The sequence below is a fragment of the Sphingomonas sp. genome (assembly GCF_039594485.1).
In the GTDB taxonomy this organism is placed as follows: Bacteria; Pseudomonadota; Alphaproteobacteria; order Sphingomonadales; family Sphingomonadaceae; genus Sphingomonas.
In genome coordinates, this window is sequence record NZ_JBCNNI010000021.1 from 25,705 (window position 1) to 49,699 (window position 23,995).

Sequence of the window (23,995 nt, forward strand, 5' to 3'; positions counted from 1 at the left end):
TATTCGGGTGCCCTATGAGCGGGGTCATGGGCCATATCGACGATCGGGGCGGGAGGGTGATGTGCGCGTCCTGACCTTCCTGCACAGCTTCGAGCCTGGCGGGGTCGAGCGGATCGCGCTGCGCCTCGTCCATCGCTGGCGCGCGACCGGCGTCGACGCGCCGCTGTTCCTGGGGCGGACCGACGGCGCGATGGTGCAGGATGTCGGCGCTGACCTCGATTTCGTGACGCCCCGGCGCCGCTGGCCGGGCATCGCGGGTTGGGAAACGCTGTGGATGGTCGCCACGCTGCCGCGTGCGGTGCGGACGATCCGGCCGGATGTGCTGTTCTGCGCAGGCAATACCTATGCCTTTGTCGCGGTGATGCTGAAGCTGATCCTGGGGCGGAATTGTCCTCCGATCATCGCCAAGATCAGCAACAATCTGGACCGCGCCGACGCGTCCTGGTTCTACCGATTCTTCTACCGCATCTGGCTGCGGATCCAAGGGCTGGCGATCGACCATTTCGTCGGCATGGAAAAGCCGATGCGCGCCGAGATCGTGCAATGCGTCGGCGTGTCGCCGGCCCGCGTCGCGATCATCCCCGACCCTGCCTTGTCCGAGGCGCAGATCACCGCGCTGCGTCAGGCCGCGCCGGTCGTGCAGTCGCGCAGGGATGACGGGCACCGATTCGTTACGGTCGCGCGGCTGGCCCCGCAAAAGAATCTCGCGCTGATGCTGCGCGGTTTCGCGCGAGGAGCTGCCCCGGCCGACACGCTTACCGTCTTCGGCGAGGGCCCTGAGCGGGCGATGCTCGAGGCCTTGGCGACGGAGCTGGGAGTGGCCGATCGGGTCCTATTCCAAGGCTATGTCACCAACCCCGCCGGCCTGTTGTCACGCTATGACACGCTGCTCCTGTCCTCGAATTATGAAGGGGTGCCGGCGGTGATCCTAGAGGCGCTGGCCGCCAATATCGGCATCATCGCCACCGATTGCAGCCGATCGATGGCCGCGCTGCTCCAGCAGGGAGCGCTGGGCATGCTGGTGCCGGTGGGCGACGAAGCCGGCTTCGCGGCCGCCATCCGCGCCGCGCGTCCCGATGCGCAGGACGCCCGCCGCACACTGCACCAGGCGCGGCGCTTCACCATCGAGCACGGCGCGGACCATTATGCCCGCGTGATGCGCACCGTCCTGCATCGCCACGCCGAAACCCGATCCGTGCCGCTCCCGGCCTCGCTCATCACCGAACAGGCGCTGCCGACGCTGTGATCGGCGTCAGCCGACGCGGTCGACCATCACACCCCGGTTCCCCCACCCGCTGGCACCGCGCGGTTCGATCGAGGCCATAGCAGCGCCGCCCCCGTCCTTGATCGCGTTCAGCCGGTCGACCGATCCGTCGCTATAGGAAATCACCGTGATCCGCATAGTGTCGGTCTCGGTCACGCGCTCGTCGACGACGTGACGGCTACCCCCGCCGTCCCCGCCCCCGCCAGCATCAGAGGCGTGGCCATAGGCATGACCGGATTTCGCCGGAGCGACTGCATCGGTTGGGACACCAGCAACGCCGGCCTGCGGCTCCTCGGTCGCTTCGGCCTCAGGCGTGGCCAGTCCCTCAGGCTTGGGCAGCGCAAGCGACGTGGAGCGCGGAAGCACCGAAGCGGTCGGGAGCGGAGCCAGGGCCGATGTCATACCGGCCTGTACGGCCCATTATTAAATCGAACCCGCTCCGTAATGTTGCGGCGCGAGATAAGCCCCTGAACTCCGGACCTTCCTTGTCATCCGCTGGTCAGCAGAGCGCATGGACCACGCCGAAACACGGCAGCCGGCCCAATCTCCAGCCATAATTGTGACATGATTGCCACAGCATTTGCCAATCTTCACGTCGGCGATGGGAGTGGCTTGACGATGCGATACGGGAGGAAGGCGCGCCTGCCAGCGGGTGCGGCATGGACGGCGATCGTCCTGGGACTGGCGATGCCGATGGACGCCCGGGCGCAGGAGGCGCCCCCGCCCGAAACCAAGCTGCCCCAACCCCAACTGGCCGAACCCCCGCCATCCGAAGTCACCGTCACCGGCAAGCGCATCCCCGGATCCGTCATCGGCGCGGTCGAGCCGGTCGCGATACTCGATGCCCAGGCGATCGAGGCGCTGGGCGCGCCCAATCTGGCCGAGCTGCTCAAACGGGTGAAGTCGCTCAGCAGCTCGGCCGGCGGGAGCGATCCGGTGATGCTGCTGAACGGGCGGCGCATATCGGGCTTCGGCGAATTCCAGAACCTGCCCTATGAGGCGATGGAACGGATCGAGGTCCTGCCCGAACAGGAAGCGGCGCGCTTCGGCTATCCCCCGACGGTGAGGGTGATGAACTTCATCACCAAGAAGCAGTTCCGGGCCATCACGGTTCAGCTCCTGCCCGGCACCACGACCGGGGGTGGCGGCCAGACCAACATGACCGAAATCACCTCGACGCGGATCGACGGGCCGCGCCGTCTGACCTTCAACCTGTCGCACTTCCGGCACAATCCGGTGCTGCAGAGCGAACGTGACGTGCTGTCCGACCCGGAGACGTTGTTCGCCACCACGGGCAATGTCACGGGGGTGGGCGGTGCAAGCCTCGACCCGGCGCTCGATCGGCTAGCGGGACGCGCGGTGACGCTGGCGGGGGTGCCGGTCGATCCGGCCGCAAGGGCGTCGCTGGCCGCCTATGCCACGACGCCGGTCGCCGTCACCGATCTGGGGCCCTATCGCACGCTGATCCCGCGCACCGACATCATCCATGCCGAAACCGGGCTGGCCAGTCCGCTCGGCAAGGCGGTGTCGGGATCGCTGGTCCTGTCGATGGACGCGACCCAGAATCGCGGGCTGAACGGCCTGGCGCCGGCGACCTTGCGCGTGCCCGGCGGATCGGGGACGCTGCCCTTCACCGAAGACGCGCTGCTCTATCGCTATCTGCCGGGCAGCGTCCTGCGCCAGCGGACGACCAGCATGGCGCTGCATGCCGGGGGCACGCTGACCGGCGATGTCCGACGCTGGACCTGGGCGGTGACGGGCAATTACGATCGGCTGGTGTCGCGCAACAGCTCCGAGACGGGGGCGCCGCTGGACGCGCTGCAGGCCGCGATCGATGCCGGTGGCGATCCGATGGCGCCGGTCGATCCGGCGATCGCCGCGCAGCGCCTCGTCAACCGCAGCCGCTCGACATCGGACACGCTGGGGATCAAGGCCACCGCCAACGGCCCCATCGCCCGCCTGCCCGCGGGCGAGGCACAGCTAACCGTCACCACCGATTATAGCCGTATCGACAGCCAGGCGACTTCCAACCTGGCGCTGAGCAATTTGGGCGCCGATCCCGGTGTCGGGCGGACGATGCGCGGGGCCAGCGTCAACGCGACGGTGCCGATCGCCTCAGCGCGCGAAGGTTCGCTGTCCTTTCTGGGCGAGATGCAGCTTAGCGGCATGGCGGGCGTGTCGCAGGTGTCGGATTTCGGGCGGCTCAGCACGTCCAATCTGGGGCTGGTCTGGTCGCCCTTCAAACCGGTCCAGCTCCAGGCCTCGGTCAATGTCGCGCAGGCCGCCCCCGCCGTGACCCAGCTGGTCGCACCGGTGCTGACTACGCCCAACACGCCCTTTTTCGACTATGTGACCGGTCGCAGCACGCTGGTCACCACCCTATCGGGTGGCAATCCCGATCTGGCGCCCGAGCGGCGCCGGGTCATGACCCTGGGTGTCGCGGTCCAGCCGATCAAGGACAAGAATATCCGCCTCAGCGTCGATTATCTCGATACGTGGATCGACAACCAAGCCGCCTCGCTGGGCGGGGCGACTCCGGCGTTCCAGCGGGCCTTTCCCGACCTGTTCCGCCGCGACGCGCTGGGCCAGTTGATCAGCGTCGATCTGCGTCCCGTGAATCTGGCGTTCGAGCAGGAACGCAAGCTGCGCATGACGGTCGATCTGGAGGCGACGCTGGGCAAGGCCCCGCCGCCCCCGGCCGCGCCGCCTGCACCCGATGCGGCCAAGACCGCCCCCCCGCCCCGCCCGCCCAAGCCGCGATGGCGGATGCGGATGTCGGCGACGACCAATTACCGGCTGGAGGACCGGCTGAGCCTGCGCGATGGCGGGCCGGTCCTCGACCTGCTGGATGGCGCGACGCTCAGCGGCACCGGCGGACGCCCGCGCTGGGATACGGAGTTGAACGGCTCTATCGGCTATGGACTCGCCAATCTGGGATTATATGGCCGCGTCCAGGGGCCGACCCGTATCCGCAGCGACATCGCCGCGTCCGACCTGCGCTTTTCGGGGCGGACCTGGCTCGTCCTCTATAGTTTTATCGACACGCACAAGATCGTCGACAAACCTTGGACCAAGGGGTTGATGCTCCACGTCACGGTCGAAAACCTGCTCAACGACCGGATCAATGTCACCGATCGCGATGGCCGGACGCCCAACCGCTTCCAGCCCGCTTTGATCGATCCGCTCGGCCGGTCCATCCGGATCGGGGTGCGCAAGCTGTTCTGAGTCGAGGCGGCTTGGCGTCGGTCGAAGCCAAGCCCCTCCCCTTCACTGAAGGGGAGATGGGTTGACCTGATAACCCCCGCTCCGAAATGGGGATCAGTCCGATCCGAAAATGTCCCGCGTGAAGAGCTTGTCCGCGACATCGGCCAGTTCGGGGTCGTTACGGTTGGCGATGATGACGTCGCTCTCCTGCTTGAAGGCGCCCAGGTCGCGGTAGACCTTCGACCCGAAAAACGCATCCTCGTGCAGCGACGGTTCGTAGACCACGACCTCGATCCCCTTGGCCTTGATCCGCTTCATGATGCCCTGGATCGAGGATTGGCGGAAATTGTCCGACCCCGCCTTCATCGTCAGGCGGAAGATGCCGACCTTTTTGGGCCGCTTGGCGATGATCTGGTCGGCCAGGAAATCCTTGCGCGTGCGGTTGGCATCGACGATCGCGCGGATCAGGTTTTGCGGCACGCTGGTATAGTTGGCGAGCAACTGCTTGGTGTCCTTGGGCAGGCAATAGCCGCCATAGCCGAAGCTCGGATTGTTATAATGGCTGCCGATGCGTGGATCGAGGCCGACGCCCTCGATGATCTGGCGCGTGTCCATGCCGCCGGCGATGGCATAGCTGTCCAGCTCGTTGAAGAAGGCGACGCGCATGGCGAGATAGGTGTTGGCGAACAGCTTGATCGCCTCGGCCTCGCGACTGCCGGTGAACAGGATATCGATGTCGGTCTTGGCCGCCCCTCGCGCGAGCAGATCGGCGAAGATGCGCGCCCGCTCCGACTGTTCGCCGACGATGATCCGCGAGGGGTGAAGATTGTCGTAGAGCGCGCGGCCCTCACGCAGGAATTCGGGGCTGAAAATGACTTGGCTTGTGCCCAGCCGCGCGCGGACATCGTCGACGAAGCCGACCGGGATGGTCGACTTGATGACCACGGTGGCCTCTGGCGCATGGGTCTTGGCCAAGCTGATGACCGCTTCGACCGACTCGGTGTTGAAGCTGTTGGTATCGACATCGTAATTGGTCGGCGTGGCGACGATGACGTAATCGGCGCCTGACAGCCCGACCTGCGCCTCGGTGGTCGCGGACAGGTTCAGCTCGCGGCTTGCCAGAAAATCCTGCAACTCGGCATCGATGATCGGCGAGGTTCGCGCATTGACCATCGCCACCCGGTCCGGGGAAATGTCGACCGCGACGACCTCATTATGCTGCGCCAGCAGCACGGCATTGGACAAGCCGACATAACCCAGGCCGAAAACAGCGATCTTCATTCTTCACATCCCCAGACAGACAACCGTCGGTCGATCCGTCAGCTCGTGTTGCGACGTCTCCTTCGTGCCATGCATGAGCGGTTCGGCAATCGCAAATGCTGTAGCGAAAGGCAGGGGACGGCATGTCGCCCCCTGTCCCATTTCGGTCGACTGTCGACGTATCGACGATCCTACAGGCCGAGCGCCTTCACGATCTTGGCCCAGCTGACATATTTGAAATTCTGGGTGTCGGGCGCATTGTCGCCGTCCTGCGCGACGAACAGGCCCTTGGGATAATCGGGGCCGAAATCGCCCAGCGCCAGTTCGATCCCGTCGGTGTCGCTGGTCCCGTCGATCGCGCCCCCGCCAATCCGGAAGCGCCCGGCATAGGCCATGTCGGCCAAGCGGTAGAGCGTATAGGCATTGTCGCCCTGGCTGGAGACGATCAGATAGCCGCCCCTGGCCCCCTTCGACGCCAGCGCCAGCCCTTCGGCATCGGCGACGAGGGTGCGGCCGTCGACCCGCGCGATGGGGGTAGCCGTAGTCGGCGCGGCGGGGTCGGCCGCGAAGCGCCACAGCCCGACATCCTCCTCGGCCACGTAAAGCAGGCCGGTGCGGTCGTCGACGACGCAACCCTCGGCCTGGGTGCCCAGCTTCATGCTACGCACCGTCTCGACGCGCGGGGTGGGTCCGGACAGGTCGATGCGGACCTGATCGATCCGCCCGTCCTTCAGCACGATAAAGCCGAACAGCGCCTTGTCCCTGGCGCGGGTCCACAGGCACATGCCATAGGCCTCCCCCGCCCCGACCGGATAGCGGCCCATCGGTACCAAGCGGCGGGCGACGGTGTCGAGGGTGAACAGCGCGACATGCGCGTTCGCCTTGTCCGCCCGGTCGCTGGCGGCGACGATCACCCGGCCTCCCGTCTCGCGCAGATCGACATTGTTGAGCCGCGCGGCGGGGGTGAAGGACAGGCGCTTGCCCTTCAGGTCATAGACATGGATGCCCGCCTGCTTGTCGGTGCCGATGACCAGGCTCGCGGCCGGGTTGGCGGCGTTGCGCCAGATGGCGGGATCATCGGCCGCATCGGACGTGCTGTCGACCGGATCGGTCTCCGCGCTCGCGGCGATCACCGGCGCCTCGGTGGTCGGCGTGGTCGCCGGGATACTTGCGCACCCCGCGAGGAGCAGCGCCGTCAGCGCCGCCCTCACAGCTTCACCCGCACGCCACCGAACAGCGTGTAGCCGAACTTCTCATATTCATAGGTGCGGAAGCGCTCGCCGAAATAGCGCACGCCCGGCGTGTTGGTCAGGTTCTTGCCCTCCGCGAACAGATTGATGCCCTTGGCAAGCTGAACGCTGCCGGTCACGTCGAGCTGGCCGCGCCCCTCCCAATAGAGGTCGAGCGCGGGATTGTCGGCGTTGATCTCGTCCAGATAGTCGCTGCGCTTGGTATAGGCGACGCGCAGGTTGACCGGACCGCGCTCGTAGAAGACGCTGGCATTCCACATATGCGTCGACTGGCCCGGCAGCGCGAAGCGGCTGCGCCCGCCATAGACGGCGTCAAAACTCGCATGCCCCTTGGTATAGGTGTAATTGGCGAACACGCCGAGCCCGCTCAGAACGCCAGGCAGGAAGCTGAAATGCTGCTGCCAGTTCAGCTCGACGCCGTAGAGCTCGCCCTTGCGCGCGTTGATCGGGCGGCTGAGGATCGCACCGGCCACGCCGTTATAGAAGCCGGTGTTGTTCAGCGTGTAGCGATAGTCGGACAGGTCCTTGTAGAAACCGTTGACCGAGATGACGCCCAGCGGCCGGATGTAATATTCCAATCCCCCATCGACATTGTTCGACAGAGTCGGCTTCAGGTCGGGATTGCCGAACTCGACGCGCACCGTGTTGCCCTCGGTCGTCTCCAGCACACGCGGCGCGATTTGCGGGAAATTGGGGCGGTTGATCGCGCGGCTGAGCGCGGCGCGCAGGATCAAGTTGGGCGTGAAGGCCTGGCGCAGCGTCAGGTTGGGGAAGAAATCGGTATAGCCATTATGCCCGCGTGCGGTCACGACCGCGCCGGTGCGCGAGACGCTGGGTGCGCGGCTTTCGAAATCGGTGGTCTCGACGCGCAGACCCGCGATCAGGATCGTGCCGTCCTTGACGTACTTCGCCATGCCGAACAGGCCCAGGATCTTCTCCTCCGCCGTATAGTCGGCGGTCAGCGACTGGGGCAGGCGACGCTCGGACGCGGCCTTGGTCGCATCGAAATAGGCATCGGCCAGCCCGGCATCGATCCGCTTGCCGAGGTCATAGTCGAAATTGCGCGAATCCTCGTCGGACAGCAGCCCGGCCAAGCTCTGCGTCGGCGCGGCCGAGGCGCGGCGGTCGCGGAAGCGTTCCTCGTCGGCGCTGATATGCCGCTCGCGATATTTGCCCCCGGTCGAGAAGGTGACCAGATCGCCCACCGGCAGGTCGGAGCGAACCGCGACCGTCAGTTCGTCATTCTTAGTGGTGTTCGACCGATAGGTGTTCTCGCGGAAGGCGAAGGTGCCGGTCTGGAGATGCTCCTTCGTCGTGAACAGCGAATAATTGGGCAGATCGGCATTGGCGAAATCATAGGACAGCGTCGGCCGCAGCGAGGAGCGGAACAGCAGCTCGTCCCGGCGCGGATAGGTCTGCGAGCTTTCGCTATAGGCGACATCCGCGCGGATCGTCCCCTCGCCCAGCCGCTGCTCGATACCCGCGGTCGCCGACCAGATCTCGTTGACCTGTTTGCGGTGGCGCACCTGCTTTTCGATGCGGGTGTTGCGATAGGTGGCGGCGCGGTCGGTCGATCCCGACTGCAGCGTGCCCTCGCTCCAGAGGATGCCGATACGGTCGCGGAATTCGTCATCCTCGAACCGGGCATAGGTGCCGCGCACCCAGGCATGGGTCATGTCGGACGGACGCCATTCGAACGCGCCGGTGCCAGCGATCCGCTGGCGCTTGGTGTCGTAATCCTTGAACAGCGTCTCGGTGACGCGCAGCCCAGCCGGTGTCTCGGCCCAGCCATTTTCGACATTGTCGGGTTGGCGATGGGTGCGCGAATAGCTGCCCGAGAAGAGCAGGCCGAACTGGCGATCGGGGCCGAAGGTGTCGCTGACCGCGCCCGATCCGCGATAGTCGCTGCCCTTGCCATATTGGTTGTAGCTGGCGCCCGCCATGCCGGTCAGCGCGAAGCCCTTGCGATCGAAGGGCGAGCGGGTGGTGATATTGACCGCGCCCGCGATCGAGTCCGCATCCTGATAGGGAAGCAGCGACTTGGTCACTTCCAGATTGGCGACGATGTCCGAGGGCAGCGTGTCGAGGTCGACGGCGCGCGTCGTCGGGTCGACCGAGGGAATCTGGATGCCGTCGACCGAGATGGCCGACCATTCGCTGGGCGCACCGCGCACGTTGATATAGCGGCCCTCGCCCTGGTCGCGCTCGATGCCGACACCCGGCGCGCGCTGGAGCGCTTCGGCGATATTGGGATCGGGGAAGCGGCCGATCGCGTCGGACGAGATGATGGTGACGGTATTATCGGCGGTCCGCTGCTGGTTGAGCGCGCGAGCGGTATTGTCGAGCAGCGAGGCGCCGGTGACGACGATGTCGCTATCCTCGCCGCTGGCCGCGGGCAGCGTCAGCGATACCGGACGCCCGCGATCGGCCGCAGCGATGACACGGGTCACCGGCTGGCGGCCGAGATAGTCGATCAACAGGGTGACGTCGCCCGCCTCATCGGGGGTGACGACGCTGAATTCGCCCTGCAGGTTGGTGGTGGCCTGCGCTCCCGTCCCCTCGACGACGACCCGCGCCCCCGGCAGCGCGACGCCGGTCGCGTCATAGATGCGTCCCGACAAGATCGGCCCCGACACGGGCACGCCCGCCGCGCTGGTCGCATCGCCGGTTGCGGCTCGCGCCGGCAGGGCGGCAAAGCCCAATGCGATCAGAGAGGCTCCCGCGAGACCGCGGATGCCGGAACGAATGGCGTGCATGATGCTTCCCCCCTGGGTGCTGGTCGTGCCGACACCCCCCGGCGCCGGTCGTTCCCGCCCCCGTGGCGCGGCTTTGTTACGCAACGATGTGATTGCGATGACGATTGGGTGACGGTGGCGTCACAATCGATTTTGGGTGACGGCTCTCACGGTGACCTAACATAGGTCGGCCCGGCCAAAAGCGATGAACAATTGCACCATCTCACCGCTCCAGCCTAAAGTCGAATGACGGACGAGGGAGCGAGTGAATGGAAGCACCGGTGACCGTGACGGGCCAGCGCCCTGCGGGGTGGGTGGACAAGACAATGATCGTCCACTCCGCCCCCCTTCTGCCCGGACAGGCGATCGCGCCCAACATCGTCATCGCGCGCGACGCCCTGGGCGCCAGCGAGACGTTCCGCGAATATTGCAATCGCCAGATCGACGGCTTCAGGGCGGCATTGCCCCATTTCCATCGGCGCCAGGAAGGACCCGGGCGGGTCCATGACTTCGATGCCTTCCAGATCGAATTCGACTGGATGTCGGGGGCGGGGCTGCTGCGCCAGCGCGTGTTCTTCATCGCCGCGCCGGAGGGCGTCGTCGTGACCTTCACCGCGACCGCGGCCGATGCGGATTATGACGCCCATGAGCCCGTCTTCCGCCAGGGGCTGGCCGATCTGGTGATCGCACCGGCGCAGAGGCACTGACGGCGCGTCCGGCATGACCGTCAGCCCCGCGGCCCGTGTCGGCGACGAGATCGCCCACAGCAATGCCGGGACCGGCATGTTGCTGGGTGTGCTGGCGGGGGCGGCAGTCGGCGCGGTGCTGGTCGCGGCGACGGTGGCGACCGGCGGGCTGGCGCTGGTGGCGGCCGCAGGCGCTGCGGCGGGCATGGTGTCGGCGGGTGGACTGGGCGGCATGTATATCGGCGAGGCGTCGATGGGGCCGCCCTGCGGCCGGTTCACCGACGGGTCGCCCAACGTCTTCATCAACGGCAAGGCCGCGCTGTTCACGGCGGGCTCGTTTGCGTCCTGCGACAAGGATAGCGGCCGGATACCGCTGGCGACGGGATCGTCGAGCGTCTTCATCAACACCGGCATGGCGGGCCGCGAAGGCGAAAAGGTCGGGTGCAGCGCGGTGTCGGTGGCGAAGGTCTCACCCAACGTCTTCATCGGCGGAGACAGCGCCCAGGACCCGCGCGTCGAGATTCAGCCCGAGGTCCCCGCCTGGGCGGTGACGGGGTTGCAGATACTGGGCGTGGCGGGCGCGATCGCGGCCTTGCCGTTCGCCATCGCGACGGTCGGCGTGGCCGCGACGATCGGTGGTGCGGTGCTGGGCGGGGTCGGCGCCTATGGCGGCGCCAAGGGCGGCCGCGCGCTGGGTGAAGCGCTGGGCCTGTCCGAAGCGGGTAAACGCGCGCTGGAGACGGCGGGCGGCTTCTTGGGCGGGATGGTCGGCGGGGTAGCTGGGACGAAGGGCACGCAGTGGTTCAACAAGAATTATGAGATCAAATATAACCCTAATGTTCTGAGCATGAATGGTGCCGGGGCATTCTCGGTCAAGTCGCGTATTCCACCATCTGAAGGTCTTTCGCCGAACGACCCCTATATACTATTCAACAAAACCTATAAGGATGCCCGGCCACAGCCTCGCGGACAAGGGCCTGGCGGAGGTAGATTGCAAGCCAATCATGGTCTTCAAGGTAAGTGGGCTAAAGAAAATCTACGGCAATATGGCTATGATGACCGTCTTGCGCCAGCAGAGACTATCGAAACTGGCGCTACCAAGCCTTTCGAGCATACGATCATTTCGAACCGCCAAAATGCCCGCGCGGCAGCTCGGCTAGCCGATGGGAAAGGGAAATGGAGTTCTACCTTGGATGAGGAGCTGGAATTTACCGCTCAAGATTATAAAGCAGCCGGGTATAGCGATGAGACTATAAGTAAAATTTTAGACCGGCAATATAAGATGCTTGATAAATTGAATGTTCCATACACTCCAGTTGCGGGGTACTGAGGGGCGTCATGGATATAAACAAAAACTATCGCATTTTTTCCTATGGCCCGCCTGCCACGCCTAGCGATATCGCGCGCTTCGTCCAGCAATATGAACCTGTGCCGTCTGGCTACGTAGAGTTGGTGAACAAAGCGACGGGGATCGTGCTGCTATGGAATTTGCGTGGCGAATTACGCCTGTGGGGACCGGATGAAGCAATAGGCATGAACGAGGCTTACGGCGTATCCGTCAATCTGCCTGGCGCGGTCGCGATCGGTGACAATGGCGGTGGTGAACTGATCATCCATGGCGATGGGCCAAGCGGCGCGGGATTATATCTGGTCGATACTGGCTCGCTGTTCCTCGACGACGATGCCCCCTGGCTCGCGCCCGATCTGAAGGCGTTGCTCGAACAGGGGGAAGGAGCCGATCTTGTCTGTCGAAGCGAGCCGATTGATCCCGCAACATTGGGAGCGCCCATTTTCTACGAAAAGGATTATGACTGAGCGCAGGATCAGCGAACACGCGACTGACCATGCCGACGCCGTGGAGCCAATCCAGATCGATCCCCCAGAGCCTACACCGTCAAAAAGAATCTGCCGGTCGAGGAAGCCGATATCGCTCCCTGGTTCGATCAACCGGGCGGTGGCAAGCAATATTGGCTGGTCGATCCGGCTGACGTAAAAGAACGCTACAGTGTGCAGGATGCGATCGACAAATCATCATATGATTGAAATTTTGCCCTTTCTGAATGACTTCTATGCCGACCTCCTGAAGCGGACTGAGCGATTCCTGAGCATGCAAGGTGCCGGCGAGGAAGATTATGCCATCACATGGCAATCACCACCCGGAGATCATATGATGATCGTGCAATATGACGATGCACGGTTTGACGATGGAGACTACCGCGCCCGTATCACGATCCCGGCACCGAATGGGACGACCATGATTGAAACCGGCCTGCGTATGGCTCTGGGGATCGTCAGGGCGACGTTCGACCGTGTCGACAATCTTGCAATTCTGCACGAAATTTCGTCGGCTGATAAGCCCCGGTTGGAGCATTGGATCGATCGGACTCAGGTTTCGCAGGACGGCCAAACGCCAGGCCTTGCGATCAACGGGGCAGCCCGCCCGCCCCGGCTGGAAAACATCGAGGATCGCGGAGCGCGTTCCACGCTGGCGATATCGCCTAGCATTCCGGCCCTCGAATATGTCGTATTCGCCATCCAGTACCAGGCACGGATGCGGGTCGGCCAGCGTTTTGCCGCACTAAGCCATGATTGATCGGGAAACGGGAGCTTGTTCAGCCTTTTCGGCGTTGGGCACACTCCCTGATGACGATGGCGGTATCGCCGAGGAATATGCCGATGCGCTGGCGGCCATCTCGGCCCTTGAAAAGGCGCTGGCCGGGCGGGTGCCGACCAATGATACGCCGGATGGCCGATTGCTGCTGACGCTGGCATGGCTGAAGTTGGATATCCTCGCGCAGCGCCTGCCGATACCGGCGGCAGCGCGTACAGTTTTCTATCTGGTCGGATCAGGGGAATTGAATCCTATTCCGGGCGTGAAGGCCCCGCTCCACCGATTATATCTGGTGATGAAGGGGATCGGCCTCATCAAGCCGCGCCACGTTCCGCTACTCCTGTCGATGATCGACGATCTATACGCCGATGCCCAGGCGATCTGGTCCGAGTTGCCGATCGAGGAACGGGAAGTCATGGACGACCTGCACGCACGCGGCGCTGCGTTGCGGCTCAAGGGGGAATGGCCCTCTGCAAACCCCCTGCAACGCCGCCAGACGGGATTGGCCAATCCCGTGCTGGAATGTCACGTGCCGGATTTTGACAACCGGATGACGGACATCACGGCATCTTTGTTCGAGGAGTGGCGCCCTTATGCCGCCAAGAAGCCGCGGCTCGACCCGCCCCATCCAGGCCTGCCGCGTCAAGCCCCGCCAGAACCGGAACGGCCGAACCCCGGCTGGTTCCGCCCCTGACGCACTATCCTGATAGACCGGCTCTCTGTCCCTTGATGGCAATGGCCCCATGGCTTGCGCCGGATTTCTAGACGTTGCTCGAACAGGGGCAAGGTGCCAATCTCATATGTCGAAGCGAGCCGATCGACCCCGTCACACTGGGAGCACCAATTTTTTACGAAAAGGATCATGGCTGAGCACAGTCCCACCGCCTGCGCCTTTTCGACCGTGAGCCCCTGCCATGTTTCCAGGAAGGAGTCCGCGTTTGGCGCGCTATCAGGATCTTGTTCGCGACAAGGAAAATGGCGCTGTTTACGAAAGCCTGATGCCCGTATCCGGGACACGAATTGTCGCGTTGCGGGAAGAATATCCTGGGATACCGAATGATTTCATCGATTTCCTTGTCAAAGTTGGGACGGGGATTCTGGGTGGTGGCCGCTATCAACTCTATGATGGATTGGTGGGCCCCGATGATATTTACGGCGATGTCGAGGACGGGCTCGAAATGGTGGCCTTAGTCGGTGATGATCTGCAAGGATTCAACACCGGATTTGATACCCGGGATTGGCAGGTGATCGAGGTCGATCCAACCAATGCGACGTTTCGACGCATGGCCCTGTCCTTCGAGGCGTTCATTCGCGACAAGATCGCAGAACTGACATGACGATCCTCGCCCGCAATCGCGATCATATCGCGACGCTTTTCGAGCGGGACGGGCAGGCTTATCTGACCGTGGTCGTCGGGGGCGTGGGGCTGTATGAGTTCACCATCACCGTTCCGTCCGAGGACGTGGCGTTATACCTGCGGGACGAGGACGCGCTGATCGCGCTGGCCCGCGACGTTGCGACCCGGACAGCCGCCTATGTGCATCACCGGACGGACTCCGCGATCGATCCGGTCTGATGCAGCTAGCGGGCAGTGGTCGCGGCCGCCCGCCAGCCTCCGTTTCACCCCTTCGTCAAATACAGCGCCCGCAGCTTCGCGATCTCGGGGGCGCCCAGGCCCAGTTCGTCCTTCAAATACCCCATGGTCCCGCCCGGATGGCGGTCGGTCACGGCGAATACCGCGTCGATACAGCGGCGGTCGACCCCGGCGAAGGTGCGAGCGGCTTCGGGCGACAGCTTGGCCCAGAAGCCGGTCGGGTGGGCGGCCATCGGGGCCATATGCCGGTTGGAGAGGAGGCAATCCTCGATGATCGTCGCCCTCGGCACGCCCAGTGCGGTCAGCAGCAGCGCGGCCGCGACGCCGGTTCGGTCCTTGCCCGCCGTGCAGTGGAAGGCGAGCGGGGCATGGCCCGCCAGCAGCTCGGCGAACATGCGGGTATATTGCCCCTGAAACTGGTCGAGCAGCTTCGGATAGCTCGCACTCATCGCCGTCACCACCTGCGCCCTGGTCTGGGTCGAAGGGTCGCCGGGCGGCATCATGCAAAGGCGCTGGACGCAAGAAGTCGTCCCGCGAAACGCGGGTTGAACGAGAGCATGATGTGATTCCCCCCAAGAATTATCGGCCGGACCCTTGGTGCCGGATCATTGCGGGGTAATGACATTTTGAAGGATGTCGGCCGCAATCTTGATGACTTTTACATCATCTTGACCGCTGCCGGCAAAGGAAGGGGGCCGGAGCGGATACCCGCCCCGACCCCCCTGGCCCCTGCTTAGGGTCGCACGCCTCAGAAGCGCAGGCGCAGGCCCGCCGCGATCGTTTCCTGATGATCGTCGCGCCCGGTCTGGGCGCTGCCGGTGGCGTACAGGTCGACGCCGTTCGCAAAGCGATAGGCGACGCCGGCGCTTGCGGTGCCGACCAGCGGCGCACGCTGGGCGCCCAGTGCGACCAGGCCCAGCCCGCCCCCGGCATAGCCGCCCAGCGCAAGGGCGCGGGTGCCCTCGATCTGGTAGCGGGCGCCCAGCGTCACGAACGGGCGGAACGGCGCGTCCGACGTGTCGCTGCGGCCGAGCGTGAGCCCGGCATCGGCAAAGCCCGCGACATGGCGATCGCGTGCGACGCTCAGCGCGAAGGGGCTGCCCCCCGTCTCCCCCACGCCTGCGCGGATGGTGCGCAGATAGGTGAGGCCCGCACGCGGGGTCAGCGCCCAGCCCTCCGCCATCTCGGCGGTGTAATGGACCGAGATGTCGCTGGTCAGGCTGTGCAGGTCATAGCGGCCGAACGCCGGGGTCGCGGCCCCCGGCAGCGCTCGAGTGGTCCGTGCCTGCGCACCGTCATAGATGATCGATGCGCCGAAGCCGAAGCCGTTCGGCATCGAATAGCGGCCATGCACGCCGGCCACCACGCCATCGGCGCGGGTCGAGGCGGCGAGCGGGGCGATCGACTGGCGGGTGTCGAGCCAGCCACCGAACGCGCCGATCATCCACTGCTGGTCGCCGTAACCGACGCCGCCCAGGAAGCCATAGCCGCGCGTCTGCGCCGCGCTGGTCCCCTGCGCCCGGTCGGCACCCAGCGTGTGCCACTGGCCGAGCGTCTGGGCGAAGGTGAACGGACCCGCCTCGGTCCGATTGGTGGCGAAGGCGGGTCCGCGCGCCGCCTGGGTCAGGCCCAATGCATTGTCGACACCAATCTGCGTCGCCGAAGCATAGGCCTCGGGCGTCACCTGCGCGAAGCCCCGCGGATCGGACACGCCCGAGGCGGTCAGCAGCGATGGCAGCGCGGCGAAGAGCGTGCTGGTCGCCGGCTGCTTCACCAGCGTGGCGTTGGCATAGTCGACGCTGCGCGCGACCTGCGGGCTGAACCGCGCGTCGCCCAGGAACTGGCCGAGCAACTGGATGCGGTCGGCGCGCTGGACGATGAAGCCGAACAGATCGCTGGGCTTCTGGACGCTCGCATAGCTGCCGCTGATCCCGCCGCTGGCGACGATCAGGTCATAGGAGGTGCCGGGCCGAATCGCCCCGCTCGACACGATCTGCAGCGTCGATCCGCTGCCGATCGTCATCGCCCCATTGACGACCAGCTTGTCCGACACCGTCGGGGTCAGCTCGAAGTACGACAGCGACCCGCTGGCCAGCGTGACGTTGCCATTGACCGTCATCGTGCCCGGCGAGGCACCCGGGCTGAGGATGCCCGCAACCGTCACATTGCCGTTGACCGTCCCGGCCGAACCGAAGGTCGCGCCCTGGCGGACCAGGAATTGCGTCGCGCTCATCGCCGAGCCCGCCAAGCCGACCAGTCGACCACTCGAAATGTCGACCGAGCCGAACGCGGCCTGGCCCGACACGGCGGCATAGCCGCCCGTCATCGCCAGCGCCTCGATATTGGCGACATTGGTGACGGCGACCGGCGTGGCTGCGGTGCCGCCCGACAGCGCGATCGTGTCGGTGCCAGCTCCACCATCGACCGCGCCGGCGAAAGTGCCGGCGATGGTGAAGCGCCGATTGCCGCCGGTGAAGGCGACCTGGCCCGCCGTCAGGCTGCTGCCCGCCGCGATGGTCAGATCGGTCGCGGCATTGACCTGATTATAGCTTTGCGCGCCGGTCAGCGTAAGCGTGCCGGTGCCCTCGCTCGCCAGCGTCTCGAACCCGGTCAGCGTGTCCGCCGCCAGCGTCTGATTGCCCGCCAGTTCCAGCGTGGCGCTGTCATTGCCAGCACCGCCCGCGACCGTGCCCTGCAGGATCGAGCCCGCCGACAGACGCAGGGCGTCATTGCCCGCGCCCAGATCGATGATCCCGGCGAGCGTCGCGCCGCGCGCGATGGTCAGCGACTGATCGCCGTCACCGAAGCTGAGCGGCGCACCCGCCGAACCCAGCGAGCCGGTGACGATCAGCGCGTTGCCGGTCAGCGCGACATTCTCGAAGCCCGTCGCCAATCCGCTCAGCACCACCGGCGCATTGGCGGTGAAGGCAAGCGTGTCGGTGCCCGTGCCGCCCTCATAGCGACCCGCCGCGTTGGTCGTGCCCAGCGCCAGCAGGTCGTTGCCTGCGCCCATCGCGACGCTGGCGATGTCGCCATCGACGCGCAGCTGCTCGGCCGCGTCCGATCCGGTGACCGCGCCGATGCGGTTGCCCGCCAACGCCACGTTCAGGCCGGTGCCCGCCAGCGCGACCGTGTCGAAGCTCTGGTCGAGCGTCAGCGACAGCGTGCCCGAGCCGGTCACCGCCAGTTGCTGGAAATTGCTGCGCTGGCCGAGGCCCGCACGGTCGCCGCTGAGCAGTGCAGTATAGAGGTTGGTCCCCGCGCCGCCATCAACGCCGCCCACGACGCTGGCCCCTGCACCCTCGACGAAGCCGTCATCGCCATCGCCCAGGCTTATCGAGCCCTGGACCAGTCCGGCATTGACAAAGCGGTCATTGCCGCCACCCAGCACGACCGATCCGGCGATGGTGCCGTTGTTGGTCACCGTCTCGGCCGCATCGGTGCCGGTGATGGTGACCGCGCCGGTGCTGGTAAGCGTCTGCCCCGCCGCGACCGTCACCGATCCCCCCGCCAGGCTCAGCGTGTCGAAGTTGAACGCCCCGGCATAGGTGACATTGCCCTGGCCGGTCTGGCTGAAGCGTTCGAAATTGACGAACTGGTCGCCATTGACGGTCCCGCCCCCGGTCGCATCGATGACCAGGCTGTCGGTGCCCGTACCGCCATCAACCGTGCCGGTCAGCGTCGCGCTGGCGCGGTGCAGGAAGCTGTCGTCGCCTGCGCCCAGGAACACTTCGCCCTGGACCTGACCGTAATTCTCGATCCAGTCATTGCCCCCGCCCAGCGCGATCGAACCGATGATGGTGCCGGTGTTGACGATCCGGTTGTCGACCGCGCCGGTCGTCTGGATCGCGCCCGCCAGATAGGTGGTGCCGATCTGGCGGACGAGGCTGTCATTCGAGGCCAGCGTGGTACCCGCACCGCCACGGATGGTCCCGGCATTGGTCAGGTCGAGCGCCACACCGTTGGTCCTGATCGCGACGGACAGGGTACCAGTCGCCTCGATCGTGCCGCCTGCGGCGTTGGTGATCGTCGCGGTCCCCTTACCGTTGCCAAAGGCCGATACAGCCGCTGCGATATAGGTGCTCGGCGCATCGCGATCCTGCGGGACACTGGCGCCCGCATAGGGATCGACAATCGTCTGGCCGCCGCCATTGGCGCGGATCGTGCCGCTGTTGGTGATGGCGATGGCGATGGTCTGGGCGTCAGCCAAGGCGGTGCTGGTGTAGTATCCGGCTCGCACGCCATAGCCACCGACGCCAGCGGCATGGATCGTGCCGCTATTATCGAGCCGGATAGCCCCGCCTGTGCTCGCATAATCGTCGATGCCCAGCACGACAGCCGTCCGGTAATCCGAGGTGGTCGCGATCGACCCGCTGTTGGTCAGCGCGATGCTGAGCGGCTGCAAGGCGTCCGACACCGGCGCAACCAGATAGTAGCGGCTGGCATAGGCGTTGACGCCCTGCGTGACCGTGCCGCTGTTGTCGAACTGGATCGCCCCGCCCACACCCCGATAGTCGTTGAGCTGCAATAGGACGGCCGGTCGCCCGTCGGAAAGCGTGGCTGCGATGGTGCCGGTGTTGGTCAGCGCGATCTTCAGCGGCTGTGGCGCCTCAGGTGCTGTCGTGCTGTAAACGCTGTAATTCCCGGCAGACGCGTTGATCCCTTGGGCGATCGTGCCGCTGTTGGTCGCGGTGATCGTCCCTTCGGTGACCGACAGGTTGACGCTATGATTATTGCCGTCGTTCAGAATGGCGCCCGAATTGGCGAAGGTCATGTCGCCGACGGCGTTGATCGACAGGGCCGCCCGTCGCAGCGACGCGTCACCGACGGTGCCGCCGTTCGTGAAGCGCGACACCTGGCCGATGATGGCGCCCTTGACGATAGCCTGATTGGTCAGCGCCGCCAGGATGGTCTGCTGTTCCGAGCGCGGATAATAATAGGAATAGTCGACGTCACCGATGGTGATGCCGCCATCGACATTGGCGGTGTTGACGATCTGGCCATCGCCGCGGATGCCGAGCGACGCCAGCGCGGCATCGGCTCCAATGGTAACGACAGTATCGGCACCGATCGCCTGGACGTCCTCGCGCTCGAAATTGATGGCGGTCAGCTTGCCCAGTGCTGCGGTCGCCGAGCTGGTGAAGGCATGGCGGTACGTATCGGTCCCACTGCCCCCGTCAATCGTGCCGGTGACGCCTGACTGACCATCGGTCTCAACGAACAGGTCGTTGCCATCGCCGAAGCGCAGATTGCCGGTCAGCGTCCCGCCATTGTTGGTATAGACCGCACTGACGTAGGAACGACCGCCATAGGTGCTGTACCCCAGATCAACGTCGCCGGTGATCGTACCGGCATTGACGACCTGACCGCCACTGGTCCTGATGGCGAGTTGGCCTGTCGCGCCTGCGATCGTGCCCCCGGCCAGGTTGCGGATGATGTTGCTATAGCCCGAATTATAATTCTGGGTGATCGCGATGCCGCCCTTGCTGGCGATACGGCCGCTATTCTCGATCGTCGTCGAATAGCTGTTGAAATCATAGTCGAACAGGATGGCGGAGCCGCCCACCTCGATAGTGCCGCTGTTGGTGAGCAGGCCGACCCTGGTGACGCCGGTTGCCGCACGACCATTCGCAGCCTGGACGATGCGCCCGCTGTTCGTAAAGCTGCTCGCGCCCTGGACACCGACCGCGCCGTCGAGCGTGATCGTGCCCTCGTTGGTCACGGTCTTGCCGCCCGAGATCGCCGCAATCGGGTTATAGCCGTTGGTGTTCCGCCCGCTCGCCGCGATGGTGCCAGCGTTGGTGAAGATATCGCCATCGCCGAGCAGAACGACGCCGCCTAGATAGAGGTTGGTGTTGGCCGGAACCAGCGACAACGTACCGTGGCTGATGATGGTCAGGGCGTTGGCGGCATAATCCTCGCCGGGTGCCGTCGTGCGTGAGAGGGTGGAGATCGCCGCCCCCATGGTGGTGGCGATATCGGCGGTCAGGTCCACCGTGCCCTGTCCGGCCAGGGTCATCGCCCGGGCTGAGGGCGTGCCGCTCAGGGTCAGCGTCGCCTTGTCGAACAGCTCATAGCCGATCTTGGCGAATGTGGCGCTTGTCGGCAGCGTTGTGCTGACATCGCTGCGGACACGCAGGCGCAGCCCCGCCCCCGAACCCGATACCGTGCCGTTGATCCCGGCGAAGCGGTCGCCGCTGGTCCCCGCCAATTCGGCGACCAGCAGGTCGCTGTTCGATAGTGACAGATTGCCGTTCAGGACACCGCCGGGCAGCGCATAATAGATGTTGTTGCCGTAGAAATAGTCCGACGACGCCCCGCCGAAGCTCACATTGCCGTTGATCGTACCCGCATTGGCGATCTCGGCATTGAACACGGTGAAATTGCCGTTCGACGCGATGCCGCGCGTGCCCCCGGTGACGACACCGCCCGCCTTGTTGTTGAGCCGCCCATAGGAATTGATGAACAGGCCGGTCCCGGTCGCGGTGATCGTGCCGCCGTTGTTCAGGCTGCTCGACAGCTGAACCCCGGCGGTCGAGCCTTCGATCCGGCCGCTATTGGTCTGGGTGGCCCCCGACGACGCCGACAATATCGCCCCGATCCCGCCAGTCGAGCGGATCGTGCCCGAATTGGCGAAGCTCCCGATCAGCGACACGGCGGTCCCGCCCGCCGTGATGGTACCCGAATTGACGGCCCCGCCTTGCGAGGTGAACGAAAGGCCGCCCACGGTCGCGGTGATCGTGCCGCTATTCTCGAAGCTTTTCACCGAACCCAGCGATACGGCAAAGGTGTCGACTTGCGATCCCGTGCCGGTGATGCTGCCGACATTCTTGACGATGGCCGCGCGGTATGAGGCATATTCGTCGGCCAGGACGGTGCCGGCACCGCTCAGCGCGGTATTGTTGACGAGCGTGCCGTCGCCGCCAATGCGCAAGGTCCCCGTCGTCGCAAAGCCGTTCGCCAGCGTGGCGATCATCTTGGCATCGGTGACCAGGGTCAGCTGTTCGAAATTGGTCGGCAGCGTCAGGGCGGAAGACAGGGTCGTGTCGCTGGTCAGGCGGACGCGCAGCGTGTCGGTCCCCGCTCCGCCATCGATGGTGCCGCTGACCCCGGTGCGGATCGCCCCGCCCGCATAGCCGACAGTCAGCGTGTCGTTGCCCGAGCCCAGGCGAACATCGCCGGTGATCGTGCCGATACTATTGTCGATATTGCTGGTGTCATAGCCATATTGGTTGACGATCGTCGCAATGCCACCGACGATCGTGCCGTTGTTGACCAGGTCGACCCCGCCACCGCCCTGAATGGCAGTGGCGCCAGCGGTGGTGATCCGACCACCGGCCTGGTTGACCAGCGACACGCCGATGCCGGTGATGGCCGCGCCGGTGCCCGTATTGGCGATCGTGCCGCTATTGGTCAGCCTAGAGGTACGAACATTGGCCAGCGTCGCGGTGGTGCTGGCACTCCGGATCGTGCCGCTGTTGGTCCAGTTGAAACCATAGACCGCCGAGCTGTAGGTCGCGCCCGTATCCACCGCGCTACGCGAACCGCCATCGATAGTGCCCGCATTGGTAAGTGTACCGACGGGCCCGCTGATCGCGCCGATCGTCCCGCCCGTGCGGTTGGTGATCGTCGAGAAGCCCGAATAGGAGGGGTTCGTCGACAGCAGCGCATAGCCGTTCGTGCCGGTGCCCGTGCCACTGATCGTGCCGCTATTGTCGATCGTGGCGGTCGTGCTGCCATAGCCGGTACCGGTCTGGCCGATTACGACGCCGTTCGCGCCGCTGACGCTGCCGCCTGCCGCAACCGTCATGGTCAGGTTCGCGCTGGAATAATTGTTGTTGGACGACTGGCGGGTCAGCTGGACGCCCGCCTGGTTGCCGCCATCGATCTTTCCGCCAATGGTCAGCGTCGAATAGGCATAGCTGGAGTTGGTGACAGGAATCTCGATCGCGATCGCGGGCGCGCCGGTGTTAAATACAACCGCACCTGCCGCCACATCGACCGTCGTGCCCGAGGTGGTGACCTTCAACCCGTTGCTGTCGGTGCCGGTGCAGGTCGTGGTGGCATTGCTTTGCGTCGGATCGGGGGAACATTGGGCGAAGGCTGGGCCGGCCACCATCACCGCGAGCAGAATCGCGCTCGACTCCAGAGCGCGCGCCTTCACCTGCCGAACGCGCGGCATTGCCTTCATCATGTTTGAAACCCCCAATTGACGGACATTTCCTAGGATGAAGGCGCTGTCATGTCCATGGGGAAATCAGACTTGGCGGGTATGACCAAATAAAGACAATTGCGCCTGGATTATCCAATGTGGAGGATTTTCGACTTCAACGATACCTCATCAATTACCGAAAGACATCATTCATCCCATCGGGCACATGCCAGATTTTACGAACTCCAAGACATCGTCTGTTGATCGAGGAGGTCGTTGATTTTCCATGGTTTAACTAATGACTAGAGAGTAACGCGCCATCGGGGTCGAGTAATTCCAGCTTTGCCCCCTCCCCCGTCTCCCCCGCGCGGTACCAATGCCAAAGGACCAGCGCGGTCCCGCCGGGATTTTGGGCGGACGGGACCAGCGCACCTTGCGCGCCGTCCGCGATCAGCTTGGTGGCCAGGGCCCAGCTCGGCGGGGTATTGCCTTCGATCTCGGCGATCTGTTTCCAGGGAGCGGCCATGGCCTGGGTGACCCTATCGTCACACGCACCGCCCTGCCCATCGGTCAGGTCCGCGATCGCGGTGGCGTCCAGCCGATAGGGAGCGAGCGTACCGGGCTTGGCGAGGCCCTGGTAGAATTCGGCGATGGCGGTGGCGTGGTCGGCGCCCAGATAGAGCGCCGCCACGCCTCGCGGATTCCAGCGTCCGCCATGGAGCCGCGCCCCCTCCCCCGACCAGGGTTCGCGCTGATAGCGGATGGTCAGCATCCGCCAGAGCGGGCAGCGGAGGGGGCGGAGGGGATAGGTCATGGCCGAGAAGTTATGACGCGACGGACCGGCGCCTTACCGCCGTCGGTGCGCCAGGCTCACGAATACACCCCCTCGGCCATGCGATCGAGGTCGCGCAGGACGAGCGCGGCATGGCCTTCCTCGACCAGTTGCTCGGGCGTCTTGCCGAAGCCGGGCAGCGGCTGGTGCCGGAACCAGATGATCGCGCGGCCTTCGTCGCCCGACAGCTCGGCCGCGCGCGCGATGATCTGCGCGATCTCGCCCAGCCGGGCCTGCACCGCGGGACTGCCCGGTTTGGCCGCCATGGTGTTGCGATTGATCTGCGCCAGCTTGGCCAGCCGGGTCAGCGGCAGCCGCAGCCGCTCCGCCATGCGCCGGGGGGCGATCATGTCGTGGTCGCGGATATCGTCCAGAAAGGCGGCAAGCATGTGCAAACTCCTTGCCTG

Annotated in this window: 17 protein-coding genes; 9 read left to right on the plus strand and 8 right to left on the minus strand. The window is 65.0% G+C overall.

All coding sequences use genetic code 11. The annotated features are described in order from the left end of the window. Positions 1-61: 61 nt before the first annotated feature. The gene (locus ABDV78_RS11820) at positions 62-1,246 is read left to right on the plus strand and encodes a glycosyltransferase (protein ID WP_051121451.1); all 1,185 of its coding nucleotides are present in this window, start codon (positions 62-64) and stop codon (positions 1,244-1,246) included. A 6-nt stretch (positions 1,247-1,252) separates the two neighbouring features. Here ABDV78_RS11820 and ABDV78_RS11825 read toward each other — a convergent pair whose 3' ends face one another. Beyond that, positions 1,253-1,630, minus strand: coding sequence for a hypothetical protein (locus ABDV78_RS11825; protein WP_170170644.1), 378 nt, complete (start codon positions 1,628-1,630; stop codon positions 1,253-1,255). Positions 1,631-1,882: 252 nt separating this feature from the next. Between ABDV78_RS11825 and ABDV78_RS11830 the strand changes: the two genes are divergently transcribed. After that, on the plus strand, positions 1,883-4,489 hold the full coding sequence (locus ABDV78_RS11830) for a TonB-dependent receptor (RefSeq protein ID WP_198010871.1): 2,607 nt from the start codon (positions 1,883-1,885) through the stop codon (positions 4,487-4,489). 93 nt (positions 4,490-4,582) lie between these two features. Here ABDV78_RS11830 and ABDV78_RS11835 read toward each other — a convergent pair whose 3' ends face one another. The 3 genes from ABDV78_RS11835 to ABDV78_RS11845 form a co-directional block, all read right to left on the minus strand. Next, positions 4,583-5,749: a nucleotide sugar dehydrogenase gene (locus tag ABDV78_RS11835; protein ID WP_016508767.1), complete on the minus strand. Its 1,167-nt coding sequence runs from the start codon at positions 5,747-5,749 to the stop codon at positions 4,583-4,585. 170 nt (positions 5,750-5,919) lie between these two features. Continuing rightward, positions 5,920-6,939 carry a phytase gene (locus ABDV78_RS11840; RefSeq protein ID WP_035386040.1) on the minus strand — a complete coding sequence of 340 codons (1,020 nt, stop codon included), beginning with the start codon at positions 6,937-6,939 and terminating at the stop codon, positions 5,920-5,922. Continuing rightward, positions 6,936-9,734 (minus strand): TonB-dependent receptor, encoded by a 2,799-nt coding sequence (locus tag ABDV78_RS11845; protein ID WP_084675454.1) that lies wholly within the window; start codon positions 9,732-9,734, stop codon positions 6,936-6,938. The genes ABDV78_RS11840 and ABDV78_RS11845 overlap by 4 nt, the downstream gene beginning before the upstream one ends. Before the next feature lie 248 nt (positions 9,735-9,982). Here ABDV78_RS11845 and ABDV78_RS11850 point away from each other — a divergent pair, with 248 nt between their 5' ends. The 7 genes from ABDV78_RS11850 to ABDV78_RS11880 all read left to right on the plus strand — a co-directional run bounded on the left by ABDV78_RS11850 (position 9,983) and on the right by ABDV78_RS11880 (position 14,586). Beyond that, complete coding sequence (locus tag ABDV78_RS11850) at positions 9,983-10,420, plus strand: DcrB-related protein (RefSeq protein ID WP_035386041.1); 438 nt, start codon at positions 9,983-9,985, stop codon at positions 10,418-10,420. A gap of 13 nt (positions 10,421-10,433) precedes the next feature. Continuing rightward, on the plus strand, positions 10,434-11,729 hold the full coding sequence (locus ABDV78_RS11855; RefSeq protein WP_016508756.1) for a PAAR domain-containing protein: 1,296 nt from the start codon (positions 10,434-10,436) through the stop codon (positions 11,727-11,729). Between the two features lie 8 nt (positions 11,730-11,737). Next, complete coding sequence (locus ABDV78_RS11860) at positions 11,738-12,214, plus strand: SMI1/KNR4 family protein (protein ID WP_016508777.1); 477 nt, start codon at positions 11,738-11,740, stop codon at positions 12,212-12,214. A 220-nt stretch (positions 12,215-12,434) separates the two neighbouring features. Continuing rightward, a complete protein-coding gene (locus ABDV78_RS11865) occupies positions 12,435-12,992 on the plus strand; it encodes a hypothetical protein (protein ID WP_035386042.1) in 558 nt (185 codons plus the stop codon). Positions 12,993-13,026: 34 nt separating this feature from the next. Next, positions 13,027-13,704, plus strand: a complete 678-nt coding sequence (locus tag ABDV78_RS11870) for a hypothetical protein (protein ID WP_016508771.1) — start codon at positions 13,027-13,029, stop codon at positions 13,702-13,704. 244 nt (positions 13,705-13,948) lie between these two features. Further along, positions 13,949-14,347: a hypothetical protein gene (locus ABDV78_RS11875; RefSeq protein ID WP_035386044.1), complete on the plus strand. Its 399-nt coding sequence runs from the start codon at positions 13,949-13,951 to the stop codon at positions 14,345-14,347. Next, positions 14,344-14,586 carry a hypothetical protein gene (locus ABDV78_RS11880; protein WP_016508785.1) on the plus strand — a complete coding sequence of 81 codons (243 nt, stop codon included), beginning with the start codon at positions 14,344-14,346 and terminating at the stop codon, positions 14,584-14,586. Before ABDV78_RS11875 ends, ABDV78_RS11880 begins: the two co-directional genes overlap by 4 nt. Positions 14,587-14,630: 44 nt before the next feature. Here the strand turns inward: ABDV78_RS11880 and ABDV78_RS11885 are convergent, their stop codons facing one another. The 4 genes from ABDV78_RS11885 to ABDV78_RS11900 all read right to left on the minus strand — a co-directional run bounded on the left by ABDV78_RS11885 (position 14,631) and on the right by ABDV78_RS11900 (position 23,977). Beyond that, positions 14,631-15,107, minus strand: coding sequence for a tyrosine-protein phosphatase (locus tag ABDV78_RS11885; protein WP_035386045.1), 477 nt, complete (start codon positions 15,105-15,107; stop codon positions 14,631-14,633). A gap of 245 nt (positions 15,108-15,352) precedes the next feature. Continuing rightward, positions 15,353-22,798: an autotransporter outer membrane beta-barrel domain-containing protein gene (locus tag ABDV78_RS11890; protein WP_251652398.1), complete on the minus strand. Its 7,446-nt coding sequence runs from the start codon at positions 22,796-22,798 to the stop codon at positions 15,353-15,355. Positions 22,799-23,051: 253 nt separating this feature from the next. Next, positions 23,052-23,570, minus strand: a complete 519-nt coding sequence (locus ABDV78_RS11895; RefSeq protein WP_035386046.1) for an RES family NAD+ phosphorylase — start codon at positions 23,568-23,570, stop codon at positions 23,052-23,054. Between the two features lie 56 nt (positions 23,571-23,626). Continuing rightward, a complete protein-coding gene (locus ABDV78_RS11900) occupies positions 23,627-23,977 on the minus strand; it encodes an antitoxin Xre/MbcA/ParS toxin-binding domain-containing protein (RefSeq protein WP_035386047.1) in 351 nt (116 codons plus the stop codon). Positions 23,978-23,995 lie beyond the last annotated feature (18 nt).